At 70.2% G+C, this 17,978-nt stretch carries 15 protein-coding genes; 9 read left to right on the top strand and 6 right to left on the bottom strand.

Going from position 1 to position 17,978, the window contains the following annotated elements; all coding sequences use genetic code 11:
- Positions 1-42 precede the first annotated feature (42 nt).
- The 4 genes from OHT77_RS32585 (at position 43) to OHT77_RS32600 (ending at position 4,051) form a co-directional block, all read left to right on the top strand.
- Complete coding sequence (locus OHT77_RS32585; RefSeq protein WP_033284519.1) at positions 43-987, top strand: RluA family pseudouridine synthase; 945 nt, start codon at positions 43-45, stop codon at positions 985-987.
- Positions 984-1,466, top strand: a complete 483-nt coding sequence (locus OHT77_RS32590) for a GNAT family N-acetyltransferase (RefSeq protein ID WP_328831988.1) — start codon at positions 984-986, stop codon at positions 1,464-1,466. Before OHT77_RS32585 ends, OHT77_RS32590 begins: the two co-directional genes overlap by 4 nt.
- A gap of 129 nt (positions 1,467-1,595) precedes the next feature.
- Positions 1,596-3,182 carry a Na+/H+ antiporter gene (locus OHT77_RS32595; RefSeq protein WP_266767768.1) on the top strand — a complete coding sequence of 529 codons (1,587 nt, stop codon included), beginning with the start codon at positions 1,596-1,598 and terminating at the stop codon, positions 3,180-3,182.
- Between the two features lie 128 nt (positions 3,183-3,310).
- Entirely contained in the window at positions 3,311-4,051 is a 741-nt protein-coding gene (locus OHT77_RS32600) for an SDR family NAD(P)-dependent oxidoreductase (RefSeq protein WP_328831989.1), read from the top strand.
- Between the two features lie 34 nt (positions 4,052-4,085).
- On the opposite strand, the gene OHT77_RS32605 is transcribed toward OHT77_RS32600, so the two are convergent.
- Positions 4,086-5,198 carry a mechanosensitive ion channel family protein gene (locus OHT77_RS32605; protein ID WP_328831990.1) on the bottom strand — a complete coding sequence of 371 codons (1,113 nt, stop codon included), beginning with the start codon at positions 5,196-5,198 and terminating at the stop codon, positions 4,086-4,088.
- 29 nt (positions 5,199-5,227) lie between these two features.
- Here OHT77_RS32605 and OHT77_RS32610 point away from each other — a divergent pair, with 29 nt between their 5' ends.
- Complete coding sequence (locus OHT77_RS32610) at positions 5,228-5,797, top strand: dienelactone hydrolase family protein (protein WP_328831991.1); 570 nt, start codon at positions 5,228-5,230, stop codon at positions 5,795-5,797.
- Here OHT77_RS32610 and OHT77_RS32615 read toward each other — a convergent pair whose 3' ends face one another.
- The 4 genes from OHT77_RS32615 to OHT77_RS32630 form a co-directional block, all read right to left on the bottom strand.
- On the bottom strand, positions 5,798-7,459 hold the full coding sequence (locus tag OHT77_RS32615) for an alkaline phosphatase D family protein (protein ID WP_328831992.1): 1,662 nt from the start codon (positions 7,457-7,459) through the stop codon (positions 5,798-5,800). It lies immediately after the preceding gene.
- An 80-nt stretch (positions 7,460-7,539) separates the two neighbouring features.
- Positions 7,540-8,358 carry a DsbA family protein gene (locus OHT77_RS32620; RefSeq protein ID WP_328831993.1) on the bottom strand — a complete coding sequence of 273 codons (819 nt, stop codon included), beginning with the start codon at positions 8,356-8,358 and terminating at the stop codon, positions 7,540-7,542.
- Between the two features lie 85 nt (positions 8,359-8,443).
- Positions 8,444-9,133 (bottom strand): hypothetical protein, encoded by a 690-nt coding sequence (locus OHT77_RS32625; RefSeq protein ID WP_328831994.1) that lies wholly within the window; start codon positions 9,131-9,133, stop codon positions 8,444-8,446.
- Positions 9,134-9,201: 68 nt separating this feature from the next.
- The gene (locus tag OHT77_RS32630; RefSeq protein ID WP_328831995.1) at positions 9,202-10,527 is read right to left on the bottom strand and encodes a DUF2252 domain-containing protein; all 1,326 of its coding nucleotides are present in this window, start codon (positions 10,525-10,527) and stop codon (positions 9,202-9,204) included.
- A gap of 178 nt (positions 10,528-10,705) precedes the next feature.
- On the opposite strand from OHT77_RS32630, the gene dnaE reads away from it, so the two are divergent.
- A complete protein-coding gene (dnaE, locus tag OHT77_RS32635) occupies positions 10,706-14,245 on the top strand; it encodes a DNA polymerase III subunit alpha (RefSeq protein WP_328831997.1) in 3,540 nt (1,179 codons plus the stop codon).
- A gap of 85 nt (positions 14,246-14,330) precedes the next feature.
- On the opposite strand, the gene OHT77_RS32640 is transcribed toward dnaE, so the two are convergent.
- Positions 14,331-14,504, bottom strand: a complete 174-nt coding sequence (locus OHT77_RS32640; RefSeq protein WP_328831999.1) for a hypothetical protein — start codon at positions 14,502-14,504, stop codon at positions 14,331-14,333.
- Positions 14,505-14,727: 223 nt separating this feature from the next.
- On the opposite strand from OHT77_RS32640, the gene OHT77_RS32645 reads away from it, so the two are divergent.
- The 3 genes from OHT77_RS32645 to OHT77_RS32655 all read left to right on the top strand — a co-directional run bounded on the left by OHT77_RS32645 (position 14,728) and on the right by OHT77_RS32655 (position 17,969).
- On the top strand, positions 14,728-15,951 hold the full coding sequence (locus OHT77_RS32645) for an NYN domain-containing protein (RefSeq protein WP_328832000.1): 1,224 nt from the start codon (positions 14,728-14,730) through the stop codon (positions 15,949-15,951).
- Between the two features lie 124 nt (positions 15,952-16,075).
- Positions 16,076-17,047 (top strand): ABC transporter ATP-binding protein, encoded by a 972-nt coding sequence (locus OHT77_RS32650; RefSeq protein ID WP_328832002.1) that lies wholly within the window; start codon positions 16,076-16,078, stop codon positions 17,045-17,047.
- A 94-nt stretch (positions 17,048-17,141) separates the two neighbouring features.
- Positions 17,142-17,969 carry an ABC transporter permease gene (locus tag OHT77_RS32655; protein ID WP_266767751.1) on the top strand — a complete coding sequence of 276 codons (828 nt, stop codon included), beginning with the start codon at positions 17,142-17,144 and terminating at the stop codon, positions 17,967-17,969.
- Positions 17,970-17,978 lie beyond the last annotated feature (9 nt).

The raw sequence follows: 17,978 nt of genomic DNA on the forward strand, positions 1-17,978 counted from the left end.
TTCGGTAAGGCGGTGTCGGACCCGTCCGGCATACTCGACCGGGTGAGCACAGTTCCCGAGATCCGAAACCTGCCCGTGCCCGACGGCCTGGAGGGCGAGCGTGTCGACGCCGCCATCTCCCGCATGTTCGGCTTCTCCCGTACGAAGGCCGCCGAGCTGGCCGCGGCGGGGAAGGTCACGGTCGACGGCTCGGTGGTCGGGAAGTCCGAGCGTGTGCACGGCGGGGCCTGGCTCGAGGTCGAGATGCCGCAGGCGCCCGCGCCCGTGCAGATCGTCGCCGAGCCGGTCGAGGGCATGGAGATCGTCTACGACGACGATGACGTGATCGTGATCGTGAAGCCGGTCGGCGTCGCCGCCCACCCCAGCCCCGGCTGGACCGGGACCACCGTCATCGGCGGGCTCGCCGCCGCCGGATACCGCATCTCGACGTCCGGTGCCGCCGAGCGCCAGGGCATCGTGCACCGCCTCGACGTCGGCACCTCCGGCCTGATGGTCGTCGCCAAGTCGGAGCGGGCGTACACCTCCTTGAAGCGCCAGTTCAAGGAGCGCACGGTCGACAAGCGCTACCACACGCTGGTCCAGGGCCACCCCGACCCGACCAGCGGCACCATCGACGCCCCCATCGGCCGCCACCCGAACCACGACTACAAGTGGGCGGTCACCGCCGAGGGCAAGCCGTCGGTCACGCACTACGACCTCATCGAGGCGTTCCGCGCGGCCTCCCTGCTCGACGTGAAGCTGGAGACCGGCCGCACCCACCAGATCCGCGTGCACATGGCGGCCCACCGCCACCCGTGCGTGGGCGACCTGACCTACGGCGCCGACCCGACGCTCGCCAAGCGGCTGCGCCTGACCCGCCAGTGGCTGCACGCCGTGCGGCTCGGCTTCGAGCACCCGGCCGACGGCCAGTGGGTCGAGTTCGAGAGCGGCTACCCGGACGACCTCCAGCAGGCCCTGGACCTGGTGCGCGAGGAGACGTACGCATGAGTCCGATGCCGTACGCGGTGCGTGTCGCCGAGGACCCGGCCGACCGTGAGGCCTGCTTCGCGGTGCGCAAGGAGGTCTTCGTCGTCGAGCAGGGCGTGGCCCAGGAGATCGAGTACGACGACTACGACGCCGTGGCGACGCATGTCATCGCCGTGCGGGAGGACGGGACGCCGCTCGGGACCGGGCGGTTGCTGTTCGGCGAGGCCGCTGCGGCGAAGACCGGCGGGGACCCGACCGTGGGGTCCCTGGGGCGGCTGGCCGTGAGCAAGGAGGCGCGGGGACTCGGGGTCGGGGTCGCGCTGGTGCGGGCCATCGAGGACGCGGCACGCGCGCGTGGGCTCGCCGCCGTGGATCTGCACGCGCAGACGCATGCCCTGGGGTTCTACGAGCGGCTCGGCTACGAGGCGTACGGACCGGAGTTCCCGGACGCCGGCATTCCGCACCGGGCGATGCGGCGGGCGCTGACACCGGGCGCGTGACCAGGGCCGTCCACGCGGCAGGCAAGGGGCTCGGTAACCGGCGGGCGTCGAAAGTGCTGGTCGGGTGGGCGGCGTGGCAGGCTTGGGCGTCCGCTAGTTGAACGTCGAGATCCCGCCGGAGCCCTGACCGTGGATCAATTGGCCCTCCTCTTCGTCCTGTTGCTCGGGGCCGTGGTGAGCGTCCCGCTGGGGGACCGGTTCGGTCTGCCGGCGCCGGTGCTCATGACGCTCCTCGGGATAGTCCTCGCGGTGGCCGACTTCGTGCCGAACGTGAACGTCCCGCCCGAGCTGATCCTGCCCCTGCTGCTGCCACCGCTGCTCTACGCGGCCGTACGGCGCACGTCCTGGCGGCAGTTCACCGCGAACATCCGGCCCATCTTCCTGCTGGCCGTGGCCCTGGTGTTCGTCACCACCCTCGCCGTGGCCGCCGTCGCGAGCGCGATCGTGCCCGGGCTGCCGATAGCGGCCGCCGTGGCGCTCGGCGCGCTGGTGGCGCCGCCCGACCCGGTCGCCGCGACCGCCGTCGCCGGGCAGCTCGGGCTGCCGCGCCGGCTGGTGTCGATCCTGGAGGGCGAGGGCCTGTTCAACGACGTCACGGCCATCGTGCTCTACCACGTCGCGATCGCCGCCGCCGTCAGCGGGAGCTTCGACTTCTGGCGGGCCGGGCTCGACTTCGTGCTGTCCGCCGTCGTCGCCGTCGCGGTCGGCGTGGCCCTGGGCTGGGCCACGAACAAGCTGATGTCGGCCCTCGACGACGCCACCCTGCAGATCGGGCTGACGCTGCTGGTGCCGTACGCGTCGTACGTCCTGGCCGACGAGCTGCACGGCTCCGGAGTGCTCGCCGTGCTCACCACCGCGCTGTTCCTCGCCGAGTACTCCCTGGGTGCCGACGACGTCCTGACCCGGCTCGCCGGGGCGACCGTGTGGGATGTCGTGGACACGCTGGTCACCGGGGTCGCGTTCGGGCTCATCGGGCTCGAACTGCACAACGCGATCCGTACGGCGTCCGGGCGCTGGGGCGAGATGCTCGGCTGGGCCGCCGCGATCGTCGGGGTCGTGGTCGTCGTACGACTGGCGTGGCTGCTGCCGGCGACCTGGCTGACGAAACGGCTGCACGCCAAACGGGACTACGACGAGGAGATCCCGACGTCCTGGCGGGAGACCGTGATCATGTGGTGGGCCGGGATGCGCGGGGTGGCGTCCGTCGCCCTGGCGCTGGCGATTCCGCTGACCATGGACGACGGGTCGGCGTTCCCCGACCGGGACGAGATCGTGTTCATCGCGTTCGGCGTGATCATGGCGACGCTGGTGCTGCAGGGGCTCACCCTGCCATGGCTCGTGAAGCGGCTCGGGGTGCGGGCCGACACCGACAGCGAGAAGGCGTTCGAGAAGGAGCTGGCGGTGCGGGCGGCGAAGGCCGCGAAGCGGCGGCTGCGGGAGATCGAGGACGTCGAGGAGCTGCCGGAGGAGGTGTCCGAGCAGTTGTTGCGGCGGGCGTTCGACATCGGGGTGCGGATCTCTCCCGAGGTGGGGGACGGGGAGCGGCGCGAGGCCTACGAGAAGCGGGTGAAGCGGGTGAAGCGGATGCGGCGGATCCAGGGGGAGATGATGAGCGCGGCCCGGCACGAGGTGCTGGCGGCGCGGAGTGAGCCGGGGGCGGACCCGGAGATCGTGGACCGGGTGCTGCGGCATCTCGACGTCCGCAGTCTGAGGTGAGTCTCCCGCCCGCGTACCGCCCGTTCACGGGCGATGGAGGGGTGACCCGCTTCCGTAGGGGTCGTGCCGTCGGCGGCCATCGGTCGAATCGGGTCGTCGTGCCGTCCCCCTCTTTGTAGGCTCGCGCCATGGTTCGCAACGTGGTGATCAGTGGTGGCGGTACGGGAATCGGGCTGGCCGCGGCGCATGCCTTCGCGGCCGACGGGGATCGGGTGTTGCTGCTCGGGCGGCGGCGCGAGGTGTTGGAGAAGGCGGCGGTGCCGGGGGCGTTGACGTACGCCGGGGACCTGAGCGAGCCCGAAGTCGTGCGCGGGGTCGCGCGGTTCGTCGCCGAGGAGTTCGGGACCGTGGACGTGCTGGTGCACGGCGCGGGCGGTACGGGGGCGCTGGAGCCGGCGAGCGAGAGCAGCGATCCGCTGGACCGGGTCGCGCACGACTGGACGGTCAACTTCCGGATCAACACCCTGAGCGCCGCGCTGCTCACCGAGGCGCTGCGGACGCGGCTCGCGGAACCCGGCGGGCGGGTGCTGTTCGTGAGCTCCATCGCCGCCTACCGGGGGTCGGGGAGCGGGGCGTACGGCGGGGCCAAGGCCGCGCTGCATCCGTACGCCCACGATCTGGCCCGGGATCTCGGGCATCGCGGCATCACCGTGAACGTCGTCGCGCCCGGGTACATCGAGGACACCGAGTTCTTCGGCCCACAGATCGACCCGGCCCGGCGCGAACGGCTCATCAACGACACGTCCACCGGGCGCGCCGGTACGCCCGGGGACGTCGCCGCGACCCTGCACTGGCTGGCCTCACCGGCCGCCGGCCATGTGACCTCACAGGTGATCCAGGTCAACGGCGGGGCTGAGCGGGGGCGTTGACCTGGATAGCCGACGCCCCCTCACTGAGGCTCCCTCACCCCCGGGCATTTCCCGCCGGAGGCTCATGCAGCGCCCGACCACGACCCGTCCCGTTCGGAGACGGGTCGTCCGCGGGGATCGGGGCCGCGTCCGCGGTGTTGACGCGGGGGAGAGCGTAGGGGTGTTCCACGTACAGCCAGCGGATCATCTGTTCGCGGACGGTGACGCGGACCGTCCAGATGTCGTCCGCGTCCTTCGCCGTGACGAGGGCGCGCACCTCCATGGTGTTGGGGGTGGTGTCGGTGACGACGAGGCCGTAGCTGCGGCCGTCCCAGGCGGGGCAGGCGCGGAGGATCTCGCGGAGTTGTTCGCGCATCGCGTCGACCGGGGCCGAGTGGTCGACCTGGAAGTAGACGATGCCGGTCATCTGCGGGGTGCCGCGGGACCAGTTCTCGAACGGCTTGGACGTGAAGTACGACACCGGCATGGTGATCCGGCGTTCGTCCCAGGTCCGTACCGTGAGGAAGGTGAGGGTGATCTCCTCGATCGTGCCCCATTCGCCGTCCACCACCACCGTGTCGCCGATGCGCACCATGTCGCCGAAGGCGATCTGCAGCCCCGCGAAGAGGTTGGCCAGTGTCGACTGGGCGGCCACACCGGCGACGATGCCGAGGACACCCGCCGAGGCCAGCAGTGACGCACCGGCCGCGCGCATCGCCGGGAACGTCAGCAGCATCGCGGCGACCGCCACCACACCGACGATCGCGGCCACCACCCGCGTGATCAATGTCACCTGGGTGCGGACCCGGCGGACCCGGGCCGCGTCGCGCGAGGCGCGGGCGTAGCGGGCGTACGACGACTCCACAATCGCCGCGGCGACCCGGATCATCAGCCACGCGGTGGCGCCGATCAGCACCAGGGTGAGGGTCTGGCCGATGCCGACCCGGTGTTCCTCCAGCAGTTGTGCCTGGTCGTAGGAGGCTCTGAGGAAGGCCGCGCAGAGCACCATGTGGTAGGGCACGCGGCCCCGGCGCAGCAGTCCCCACAGCGTGGTGTCGTCGTGCCGGGCGTCCGCCTTCCGCAGCAGTAGGTCGGTGACCCAGCCGATGAGCAGCGTGAGGACGACGGAGCCGCCTATGACGATCAGCGGGCGCAGTACGTTCTCCATGTGTCCGACCGTACTGGCACGATGGCTTCATGAACATCATGCTCTTCCACTCGACGTACGGTCCCCGGCCGGCCGTGCGCGAGGCCGCCGAGCGGCTGCGCGCGGCGGGCCACGAGGTGTGGACGCCGGACCTCTTCGAGGGGCGCACGTTCGAGACGGTCGAGGAGGGCATGGCCTTCAACGACGGGATCGGCAAGGACGAGCTGCTGAAGCGGGCCGTGCTGGCCGCCGCCCCCTATTCGGAGCGCGGGCTCGTCTACGCCGGGTTCTCGCTCGGCGCCTCCGTCGCGCAGACCCTCGCCCTCGGCGACGAGAAGGCCCGCGGGCTGCTCCTCCTGCACGGCACCTCGGACATCGCGGCCAACGCCTCCGTCGACGGTCTGCCGGTGCAGCTGCATGTCGCCGAGCCGGACCAGTTCGAGACCGACGACTGGCTCAGCTCCTGGTACCTCCAGATGGGCAGGGCGGGCGCCGACGTCGAGATCTACCGGTACGCCGGAGCCGGTCACCTGTACACCGACCCCGGCCTTCCGGACTACGACGAGGAGGCCGCCGAGGCCACCTGGCGGGTGGCGCTCGGCTTCCTCGAGACGCTGTAACTACACCGGGTCGTAGGTCCGTTCCACCTTCTGCGTGCCGCTGCGGGTGCGGTACGAGCGCTCCCAGGACGAGGTCGCGGTCGGCGAGGTGCGGTCGGACAGGACGTAGTAGTCCATCTGCGCGCGGTCGGCCGTGATGTCGAGCACGCCGTAGCCGTGGCGGTCGGTGTCGACCCAGTGGACGTGCCGGTTGGCGACCTGGATGAGCGGGGCGGCGAGCGCGGAGACCGTGCCCTCGGGGACCTTCACGAGGTCGTCGAGGTTGTCGGAGGTCACCGACGTGATCACGAACTCCGTGGCCGCGGACGGCGACAGCGGGTACGTGCCGGCGTCCACCGGTACGTCGTTGGCCCAGGACATGTGGATGTCGCCGGTGAGGAAGACCGTGTTGCCGATCGCGTTCGAGCGCAGATGGGCGAGGAGTTCACGGCGGTCGTCGGTGTAGCCGTCCCACTGGTCGGTGTTGATGCCTATGCCGTCCTGCGGCAGGTCCAGCAGCTTGGCGAGCGGTTTGAGCAGGTCGGCGGTGAGCGAGCCGATGACGAACGGCGCGATCATCACCGAGTTGCCGACCAGCCGCCACTTGGTGTCCGACGCCTTCAACCCGGCCTTCAGCCAGTCGAGTTGGGCGCGGCCCGTGATCGTACGGTCCGGGTCGTCGACCGAACCGCTGCCCGAACTCGCCTGCTGCGAACGGAAGGAGCGCAGGTCGAGCAGCGAGAGGTCGGCCAGCTTGCCGAAGCGGAGGCGGCGGTAGGTGGTGCCCGCGATGGCGGGGCGGACCGGCATCCACTCGAAGTACGCCTGTTTCGCGGCGGCCTGACGGGCCGTCCAGGTGCCCTCGGCGCCCTCGGTGTGGTTGACCGCGCCGCCCGACCAGGCGTTGTCCGCGAACTCGTGGTCGTCCCAGATCGCGATGACCGGCGCCTTCAGGTGCAGCGCCTGGAGGTCGGGGTCGGTCTTGTACTTGCCGTGCCGGGTGCGGTAGTCGGCGAGCGTGATGATCTCGTTCAGGGGCGCGTGCGGCCGTACGACCGTGCCGCGCGTCCCGTACTCGCCGGACTTGTACTCGTAGATGTAGTCCCCGAGATGCAGCCACGCGTCGAGGTCGCTGCGGGCCGCGAGATGGCGGTACGACGAGAAGTAGCCCGCCTCCCAGTTGGCGCAGGTGACGACGCCGAAGCGGAGGCCGGTCACGTTCGCGTCCGCCGCCGGCGCGGTGCGGGTGCGCGCCGCGGGGGAGTCGGTCCCGCCGGCCGAGAAGCGGAACCAGTAGTCGGTGGCCGTTTCCAGGCCGCGGATGTCGGCCTTGACGGTGTGGTCGGAGGCGGCGCTCGCGGTGAGGGAGCCCCGGGAGACGACGGTGGTGAACGCCTTGTCCCTGGCGACGGTCCAGCTCACCTCGGTGTCCGGGCCGAGCCCCGAACCCGGGACCGCCTCGGCGGTGGGCGTCACCCGGGTCCACAGCAGGATCCCGTCCGGGAGCGGGTCCCCGGAGGCGACACCGTGCAGGAAGGCGGGCGTCTCGGTGGCGGCCCCCGCGGGCAGCGCGGCGACGAGCGGGCCGGCCAGAACGGCGGTGGCGGCCGCGGCCTTGACGACCGTACGGCGGCGCGGGGAGGGCGGGTTGACACCCTCGGTTGCTCTGTATCGACTGGTCACGAGCGAACAGGTTACTGACCGGTATCAACGAGAGCGGGCGAACTCGTAAAAGTTCGCCCGCTCTTCCACCGCCCGTCGACTCAGCCCTTGAGCGCCGCGTCCACGACCCGGGTGAAGTCCGCCACCGACATGGGCGGGTTGCCCGAGGAGTCGGCGGTGAGCATCTTGCCGTTCATGACGAAGCTCGGGGTGCCCGTCACGCCGTCCTTGTTGTTGTCGAAGGTCTTCGACATGGCCATCGCCCAGGCGTCGTAGGTGCCCTTCTTGACGGCGGTCTGGAACGCCGTGTTGTTCTTCAGCGCGGAGACCGTGTTCGCGACCTTGATCAGGTAGCTGTCGTCCTTGAACTTGTCGGTCGTCTCCTCCGGGTGGTACTTCGTCGAGTACAGCGCGGACTTGTACTCCAGGAACGCGGTGGGGCTGACGTTCAGCGCGGCACCCAGGGCGCTCAGCGCGTTCTTGGAGCCCACGCCGTTGTCGTGGTTGTCGATGAACGTGCCGCCGACGTACTGGATCTTGTACTTGCCGTCGTCGACGTCCTTCACGACGGTCGAGCCGACGGTCTGCTCGAACTGGGCGCAGACCGGGCAGCGCGGGTCCTCGTACTCCTTGAGCGTCTTCTTCGCGCTCGCCTTGCCGATGATCACCGTCGTGCCCTTGGTGCCCGTGGTGTTCGCCGGGGCGGTGACCTTGGCGTCCTTCAGGCCCTCCCAGTAACTGGGCTTGTTGTTCTGGACGACGGCGTAGCCTATGCCGCCCGCTATCGCGAGGACGGCGACGACCGAACCGGCGACGATGAGTTGCCGCTTGACCTTCGCGCGCTTGGCCTGGCGCTCGCGCTCGGCGCGCAGCCGCTCACGGGCCGCCGTCTTCGCCGCTGCGCTGTTCCGCTTGCTCATGTTGGTGATCTCCATATGGGACGCGTACACGTCGTACGCGGAATACGTGTGGGGGACTTGGGTGTGCTCAGGTACCTGGGGCGTTTCAGACCGCGAGGAGAACCGAGCACGGCGGTCCACGCCGTCCCAGGGAGTGCACCAGCAGCCGTTCACGGGCGGTGGCCGTGCGGTGCGCGGCACGCGGCAGCCGGCGGACCGGCGCGGTGCGGCGGCCCGTCACCGCGGCGACGGCCAGCAGCAGCGGGCGGAAGCCCACCGCGGTGGCCGCGCGCAGGAGTTCGGAGATCGCGCGCTCGCCGCGGCGCAGATAGGCGGCGGCCAGCAGCCCGACACCGATGTGCGCGCCGAGCAGCAGCCAGGCCGCGGTGGTGTCGGTGTGCGCGAGCAGCGCCGCCGCCTGATGGGGATCGCCGGTCACCCGGGCCAGCGAGGTGCCCACGCCGCCGCCGCTGCACAGCACGTCCAGGCCGACCGCGCGCAGCGGTCCGGCGACCGGGCCGCCCGCCCTGCCGTAGCAGGCGTGCTGGCCGGTGGTGAAGACCGTGTCGGCGGCCAGCTCCAGGGGGATCAGGAGGGCGGCGATCCGGCCGAAGCCGCGCTCGCGGCCCGCCAGTGCGTACGCGATGACGAACACGGTGGCGGCGATCGCCGCCACCGTGCCGAGCGGCAGGGGGACCCGGGACAGCAGCACGTGCGACGCGGTGCTGAGCGTCACGACCAGTGCCGTGAACAGCGCCGCGCGTACGGCCCTGAGCTGGATCCCGGATATGTCCATAGCGGAGGAGAGTCTGTCACGTGCTCCGGTAAGGCACCGCTAAAGGGTTCCTGTGAGCGTACGGATGGTTACAGACCCGGAATCCGGCCGTTGCGGAACAGGTCGACGAAGGTCTGGTGGTCGGCACGCGCGCGTGCGCCGTAGCTGTGCGCGAAGTCGACGAGCACGCCCGCGAAGCCGTCCTCGTCGGCCGCGATGGCCGCGTCGATGGCGCGCTCCGTGGAGAACGGCACCAGGGACTCGCCGGACTGGTCGTCGGCCGCCGCGTGCATCGTCGCCGTGGCCCGCCCGAGGTCCGCGACGACGGCGGCGATCTCCTCCGGGTCGTCGATGTCGCTCCAGTCCAGGTCCACCGCGTACGGCGACACCTCGGCGACCAGCTGCCCGGTCCCGCCCAGCTCGGTCCAGCCCAGCCACGGGTCCGCGTGCGCCTGGAGGGCGCGCTGCGAGATCACCGTGCGGTGGCCCTCGTGCTGGAAGTAGTCCCGGATCGCCGCGTCCGTGATGTGCCGCGAGACGGCCGGCGTCTGGGCCTGCTTGATGTAGATCACCACATCGTTCTCCAGGGCGTCGCTGTTGCCCTCCAGAAGGATGTTGTACGACGGCAGGCCGGCCGAGCCGATGCCGATGCCCCGGCGGCCGACGACGTCCTTCACGCGGTACGAGTCCGGGCGGTCGAGGGAGGACTCGGGGAGCGTCTCCAGGTAGCCGTCGAAGGCCGCGAGGACCTTGTACCGGGTGGCCGCGTCCAGCTCGATGGAGCCGCCGCCCGGCGCGAAGCGGCGCTCGAAGTCACGGATCTCGGTCATCGAGTCCAGCAGCTCGAAGCGGGTCAGCGAGCGGGCCGTGCGCAGCGCTCCCAGGAGCGGGCCGTCGGCCGTGTCCAGGGTGAACGGCGGCACCTCGTCGCTCTTCGCGCCGGTCGCCAGCGCGTGGATCCGCTCGCGGTACGCGCCCGCGTAGACCCGCACCAGCTCGGTGATCTGCTCGTCACTGAGCGCCTTCGCGTACCCGATGAGCGCCACGGAGGCGGCGAAGCGCTTGAGGTCCCAGGTGAAGGGGCCGACGTAGGCCTCGTCGAAGTCGTTCACGTTGAAGACCAGGCGGCCGTTCGAGTCCATGTACGTGCCGAAGTTCTCGGCGTGCAGGTCGCCGTGGATCCACACGCGCGAGGTGCGGTCGTCCAGGTACGGGCCGCCCCGCTTCTCCGCGTCGAGGTCGTGGTAGAAGAGCGCCGCGGTGCCCCGGTAGAACGCGAAGGCCGAGGCTGCCATCTTCCGGAACTTCACGCGGAACGCGGCCGGGTCGGCGGCCAGGAGCTCGCCGAAGGCGGTGTCGAAGACGGCAAGGATCTCCTCGCCGCGGTGCTCGTCGTTGAGCTGCGGAACCGACATCGCTCTGTGCCTCCTGGTACGGGTGGTGCGTGACATGTGACGGGTCTGTCGTCACCTTCCAACGCTCGAAGGTACGTGGGAGTGCCCGCCGTGTGTCAGTGGTCAGGCATAGGATTCGGTCTCGTCCCCCCAGACCGTCCGCCGCACTTTGTCGATCGTTTCCCCTGGAGGCCAAGCCGTGTCAAAGCCGCCGTTCACGCACCTGCATGTCCACACCCAGTACTCGCTCCTGGACGGTGCCGCGCGGCTCAAGGACATGTTCGACGCGTGCAACGAGATGGGCATGACCCATATCGCGATGTCCGACCACGGCAACCTGCACGGGGCCTACGACTTCTTCCACACGGCGAAGAAGGCGGGCGTCACCCCGATCATCGGCATCGAGGCGTACGTCGCCCCCGAGTCGCGGCGCAACAAGCGGAAGATCCAGTGGGGCCAGCCGCACCAGAAGCGCGACGACGTCTCCGGTTCCGGTGGTTACACCCACAAGACGATCTGGGCGGCGAACAAGACGGGCCTGCACAACCTCTTCAAGCTGTCCTCGGACGCGTACGCCGAGGGCTGGCTCCAGAAGTGGCCGCGCATGGACAAGGAGACCATCTCCCAGTGGTCCGAGGGGCTCATCGCCTCCACCGGCTGCCCCTCCGGCGAGCTCCAGACCCGGCTGCGCCTCGGCCAGTACGACGAGGCCCTGAAGGCGGCGGCCGAGTACCAGGACATCTTCGGCAAGGACCGCTACTTCCTGGAGCTGATGGACCACGGCATCGAGATCGAACACCGGGTCCGTGACGGCCTGTTGGACATCGGCAAGAAGCTCGGCATCCCGCCCCTGGTGACGAACGACTCGCACTACACGTACGCCCACGAGTCCGTCGCGCACGACGCCCTGCTCTGCATCCAGACCGGCAAGAACCTCTCCGACCCGGACCGCTTCCGCTTCGACGGCACCGGCTACTACCTGAAGTCCACCGACGAGATGTACGCCGTGGACTCCTCCGACGCCTGGCAGGAGGGCTGCCGCAACACCCTCCTGGTCGCCGAACAGATCGACACCTCCGGCATGTTCGAGGCCAAGAACCTCATGCCGAAGTTCGACATCCCGGACGGCTTCACCGAGGTCACCTGGTTCAAGGAGGAGGTCCGGCGCGGCATGGAGCGCCGCTTCCCGGGCGGCATCCCGGACGACCGCCAGAAGCAGGCGGACTACGAGATGGACGTCATCATCCAGATGGGGTTCCCGGGCTACTTCCTCGTCGTCGCCGACTTCATCATGTGGGCGAAGAACAACGGCATCGCGGTGGGCCCCGGCCGTGGTTCCGCGGCCGGTTCGATCGTCGCGTACGCCATGGGCATCACCGACCTCGACCCCATCCCGCACGGCCTGATCTTCGAGCGGTTCCTCAACCCCGAGCGCGTCTCCATGCCCGATGTCGACATCGACTTCGACGAGCGCCGGCGCGTCGAGGTGATCCGGTACGTGACGGAGAAGTACGGCGCCGACAAGGTCGCCATGATCGGCACCTACGGCAAGATCAAGGCCAAGAACGCCATCAAGGACTCCGCGCGCGTGCTGGGCTACCCGTACGCGATGGGCGACCGGCTCACCAAGGCGATGCCCGCCGACGTCCTCGGCAAGGGCATCGACCTCTCCGGCATCACCGACCCCAAGCACCCCCGCTACGGCGAGGCGGGCGAGATCCGCGGGATGTACGAGAATGAACCGGACGTCAAGAAGGTCATCGACACCGCCAAGGGCGTCGAGGGCCTGGTCCGGCAGATGGGCGTGCACGCGGCCGGCGTCATCATGTCCAGCGAGCCCATCGTCGACCACGCACCGGTGTGGGTCCGCCACACGGACGGCGTGACCATCACGCAGTGGGACTACCCGCAGTGCGAGTCGCTCGGCCTGCTGAAGATGGACTTCCTGGGCCTGCGCAACCTCACGATCATGGACGACGCCATCAAGATGGTGAAGTCCAACAAGGGCATCGACCTGGAGATGCTCGCCCTCCCGCTCGACGACCCCAAGACCTTCGAACTGCTCTGCCGCGGCGACACATTGGGCGTCTTCCAGTTCGACGGCGGCCCGATGCGCTCCCTGCTGCGCCAGATGCAGCCCGACAACTTCGAGGACATCTCCGCCGTCTCGGCCCTGTACCGCCCGGGTCCGATGGGCATGAACTCGCACATCAACTACGCGGAGCGCAAGAACGGCCGCCAGGAGATCACGCCGATCCACAAGGAGCTGGAGGAGCCCCTCGAGGAGGTCCTCGCGGTGACCTACGGCCTGATCGTGTACCAGGAGCAGGTGCAGAAGGCCGCGCAGATCGTCGCCGGGTACTCGCTCGGCGAGGCCGACATCCTGCGCCGCGTGATGGGCAAGAAGAAGCCCGACGAGCTGGCGAAGAACTTCGTCCTCTTCCAGAAGGGCGCCCAGGACAAGGGCTACAGCGACGAGGCGATCCAGGCCCTGTGGGACGTCCTGGTCCCCTTCGCCGGCTACGCGTTCAACAAGGCGCACTCCGCCGCGTACGGCCTGGTCTCGTACTGGACCGCCTACCTGAAGGCCAACTACCCGGCCGAGTACATGGCGGCGCTGCTCACCTCGGTCAAGGACGACAAGGACAAGTCCGCGATCTACCTCAACGAGTGCCGCCGCATGAAGATCAAGGTGCTCCCGCCGAACGTCAACGAGTCGGTGCACAACTTCGCCGCCCAGGGCGACGACGTGATCCTCTTCGGCCTGGAGGCCGTGCGCAACGTCGGCACGAACGTGGTCGACTCGATCATCAGGTCCCGCAAGGCGAAGGGGAAGTACGGCTCGTTCCCCGACTACCTGGACAAGGTCGAGGCCGCCGCCTGCAACAAGCGGACCACCGAATCCCTCATCAAGGCCGGGGCGTTCGACACCCTGGGCCACACCCGCAAGGGCCTCACCGCGCACTTCGAGCCGATGATCGACAACGTGGTGGCGGTCAAGCGCAAGGAGGCCGAGGGACAGTTCGACCTCTTCGGGGGGATGGGCGAGGAGGACACCAGCGAGCCCGGCTTCGGACTCGACGTGGAGTTCACCACCGACGAGTGGGAGAAGACGTATCTCCTCGCGCAGGAGCGGGAGATGCTCGGTCTCTACGTCTCCGACCACCCGCTCTTCGGCCTGGAGCACGTGCTCTCCGACAAGGCCGACGCGGGCATCGCCCAGCTCACCGGAGGTGAGCACTCGGACGGCGCGGTCGTCACCATCGGCGGCATCATCTCGGGCCTCCAGCGCAAGATGACCAAGCAGGGCAACGCCTGGGCGATCGCCACCGTCGAGGACCTCGCCGGCTCCATCGAGTGCATGTTCTTCCCGGCGACCTACCAGCTGGTGTCGACCCAACTCGTCGAGGACGCCATCGTGTTCGTCAAGGGCCGCCTCGACAAGCGCGAGGACGTGCCGCGCCTGGTCGCGATGGAGCTGATGGTCCCGGACCTGTCGAACGCGGGCACCAACGCGCCCGTGATCCTCACGATCCCGGCGACCAGGGTCACGCCGCCCATGGTCAGCAGGCTCGGGGAGATCCTCAGCCACCACCGGGGCGACAGCGAGGTCCGCATCAAGCTCCAGGGCCCGACCAAGACCACCGTCCTGCGCCTGGACCGGCACCGGGTCAAGCCGGACCCGGCCCTGTTCGGCGACCTGAAGGTGCTGCTCGGCCCGGCCTGCCTGGCCGGCTGAGAGAGGGACACGACCGAGGGGCGCATCCGTCGACGGATGCGCCCCTCGGTGTATGTCTGGATCTCAACAGCCTTGAAAACAGAGATCAGTTGTGGCCGAAGCGCTTCTCGCGGCTCTTGCGGGCCATGTCGCCCGGAGTCGCCTGGGATATGCGCTGCTCGGCCTGGTCCTGTGCCGATGTCGACCCGGACTGCTCCGCAGCGCGGTCGGGGGCCGAGGACTTCTGCTGATCGCGGTTGTTCTTCCTGTTCTTGGCCATGGTGATCTACCTCCTGAAGGGATCTCGGGGCCAGGATCGGGATCAGATTCACATAGGCTGATAGAGATCGCATTTCGGATAATTACGGTCTGTGACAGGGTTGGTAGAGGAGTCGAGTCCGCAAACGCCACGCCGAAGATCGAGTTCGGGCCGTTAACCCCTGTGCGGTCGGGCAGACTCGAAGGAAGCCCGAAGGAAACCGACCGGGAAGAGGGTGAGTCGCGTGGACCGCTGCATCGTCCTGGTGGACGCCGGGTATCTGCTGGGGGCGGCGGCCAGTCTCCTCGCCGGAGAGCCCTCGCGCTCCAGGATCACCGTCGATCACGCCGCCCTCATCCAGGGCCTGCGCGAGCGCGCCGAGTCCGACACCGAACGACCCCTGCTGCGCATCTACTGGTTCGACGGCGCCCCCGACCGCGTCCCCCAGCCCGAGCACCGCAGGCTGCGCGTGATGCCCCGCGTCACCGTCCGCCTCGGCGCCCTGACCCGCAGCGACGGCCGCTGGGCGCAAAAGGGCGTCGACGCCGCCATGCACGCCGAGCTGACCGAGCTGGCCCGCAACCGCGCCTGCTCCGACGTCGTGCTCGTCACCGGCGACGGCGATCTGCTGCCGGGCATGATGGCCGCCAAGGAGCACGGCGTCGCCGTACACCTGTGGGCCGTGCAGGCCGCCGACGGGGACTACAACCAGTCCGAGGACCTGGTCGCCGAGGCCGACGAGCGGCGGGTGCTGGACCGGACCTGGATCACCAAGGCCGTACGGGCGAAGGATCTCGGCGGGGTGTGCGCGCCGCCGCCCGTGCCGCGGCCGGAGATCGCCGCGATCCTGTCCGCACCGCTGCCCGAGTCCGCGCCGGCCGCGCGCGAGCGGCCGGCCGAGGAGAGCGAGCACACGACCGCGGAGGCCGGCTCGGAGAACGGCACGCAGGAGCGGGTGCCCGCGCCCAAGGGCGTGCCCACCCCCAAGGACCTGGCGAGCCTGAAGGCCCCCGGTGCCGCGGCTCCCGCGCAGCAGCCCGCCAGCGCCACCCTGCGCTGGTCCTCCGACAAGGGGTGGGTCGACCGCCCGGGCGGCGCCGCCGAGCCGCCCGAGGTCGCCTCCATGCCGACGCTGGCCCAGCTGACCACCGCCGAGCAGCGCTGGGCCGACCGCGAGGAGGACATCACCACGGTCGGCGGCGACCCCTACGAAGTGGGCCAGGTCTTCGCCCGCCGCTGGATGGGCCGCCTCGGCGACCACGGCACCCACCTGCAGAAACTGTCCGGGATGTACCCCCGCGTCCCGCACCGCATCGACGGCGAACTGCTGCGCTACGCCGCCCGGTTCGGCCTTCTCGCGCACAAGGACGACCAGATCGACGAGCACGACCGGTACGCGATCCGGGCCGGGTTCTGGCGCGAGATCGACGTACGGACGGCGGCCGAGCACGCCCCCGCGGGGGATTGACGCTCTTTACCGGGGTATTTGCGGTTCTCGACCGACCCGCGAGCGGGCAGGGGCTCCGGACCCCGTAGGCTCGTCCCTTGTGAGTACGCGCGCGGGACAGGCATGTCGACACGGTGACGATGTCGTGTGCGCGGTGCGCGGGCTCAGCAAGACCTATCCGCCGGTACGCGGCCGGCGCGGCGCGCCCGGCACCCCCGAGGTGCGGGCCACCGACGACGTCACCCTCGATATCCGCCGCGGCGAGATCTTCGGACTGCTCGGGCCGAACGGCGCCGGCAAGTCCACCCTCGTACGCCAGCTGACCGGGCTCATGCGGCCCGACGCCGGCAGCGTCGAAATCCTCGGCCACGACATCGTGCGCCACCCCGAGCGGGCCGCGCGGATCCTCGCCTACCTCGGCCAGGAGTCCACCGCCCTCGACGAACTCACCGTGTCGCTCGCCGCCGAGACCACCGCCCGGCTGCGCGGCCTCGACCTGCGCGAAGCGCGCGCCGAGCGGGACGCCGTACTCGACGAACTGGGGCTCACGGCCATCGCCGGGCGGCCGCTGAAGAAGCTGTCCGGTGGGCAGCGGCGGCTGGCGTGTGTGGCCGCCGCGCTGGTCGGGGAGCGGCCGCTGCTGGTGCTGGACGAGCCGACCACGGGGATGGACCCGGTGGCGCGCAGGGCCGTGTGGTCCGCCGTCGACCGGCGCCGGGCCGAGCGCGGGTCCACCGTGCTGCTCGTCACCCACAACGTCATCGAGGCCGAGACCGTCCTCGACCGGGTCGCCGTCCTCGACCAGGGCAAGGTCATCGCCTGCGACACCCCCGCCGGGCTCAAGGAACAGGTCGCGGGCGAGGTGCGGGTCGAGCTGGTGTGGCGGGAGAAGCCCCCGCTGGACGTCCCGGAGGTCGCCGCGCTGCGGGACCGCGCCGTCGAGTCGGGCCGCCGCTGGACGCTCCGGCTGGCGCCCGAGGAGGCCCGGGTCGCGGTCGCCACGGTGACCGGCGGGGCCGCGTTCGCCGCCCTGGACGACTTCACCCTGGCCACGCCCAGCCTGGAGGACGTGTATCTGGCACTGGGCGGCAACGCGAAGGGGCTGGTGAAGGCATGAGTGCACGAGCCGTCGTATCCGTATGGGACAGGGCGAATGTCGTTGTATCCGTAGGGGACAGGACGACTTCCGGCGTCGAGAGGAGCAGCGCGACGTGAGTGTCGTATCCGCCGATGTTCTGCCGAGCGGTCCCCTGGCCGTGCCGGAGGCCACCGCCTCGGGCGCGGCCGAGCTGGGGCCGAAGGCCAGGCTGTGGCCGTCCATGGCCGCCGTGTACCGGGCACAGCTGTCCCGGGCGCGGGTCGCGCGGATCCCGCTGCTGTTCGTGGCGACCTTCCAGTCGGTCGGCATCCTGATCATGATGCGCGGGGTCGTCGACGGCGGCAGCCACGACGCCCAGTTCGTGGTCGCCGGCTCGTCCGTGCTCGTCGTCGCCTACGTCGGGCTCAACCTCCTCGCCCAGTACTTCGGGCAGCTGCGCGGCAGCGGCGGGCTCGACCACTACGCCACCCTGCCGGTGCCGCCCGCGGCCGTGGTGCTCGGCGCGGCGGGGGCGTACGCCTCCTTCACCGTGCCCGGGACCGCGCTCACCGCCGTCTTCGGGTGCGTGCTGTTCGGGCTGCCGATGGGGAACATCTGGATCCTGGCGGCGGTGATCCCGCTCGCCGGGGCCGCGCTCGCCGGGCTCGGGGCGGCCCTGGGGCTGCTCGCGCCTCGGCCCGAACTCGCCACGCTGCTCGGGCAGTTGGGGATGTCCGCCGCCCTGTTGCTGGGTGTGCTGCCCGCTGACCGGATGCCCGAGGCGGTGCGGTTCCTGCGGGATCTGGTGCCCTCGACGTACGGCGTGGAGGCGTTCGCGCAGACGTTCGGGGCGCATCCGGACTGGGCGCTCGTCCTCGGTGACCTCGCCGTATGCGCCGGGGTCGGGGTCGTTTCGCTGGCCGTGGCGACCTGGGCGTACCGTCGGGCCGCCGTCCGGTGACGCGCCGCA

Origin of the sequence: Streptomyces sp. NBC_00252 (assembly GCF_036187565.1) — a bacterium.
In the GTDB taxonomy this organism is placed as follows: domain Bacteria; phylum Actinomycetota; class Actinomycetes; order Streptomycetales; family Streptomycetaceae; genus Streptomyces.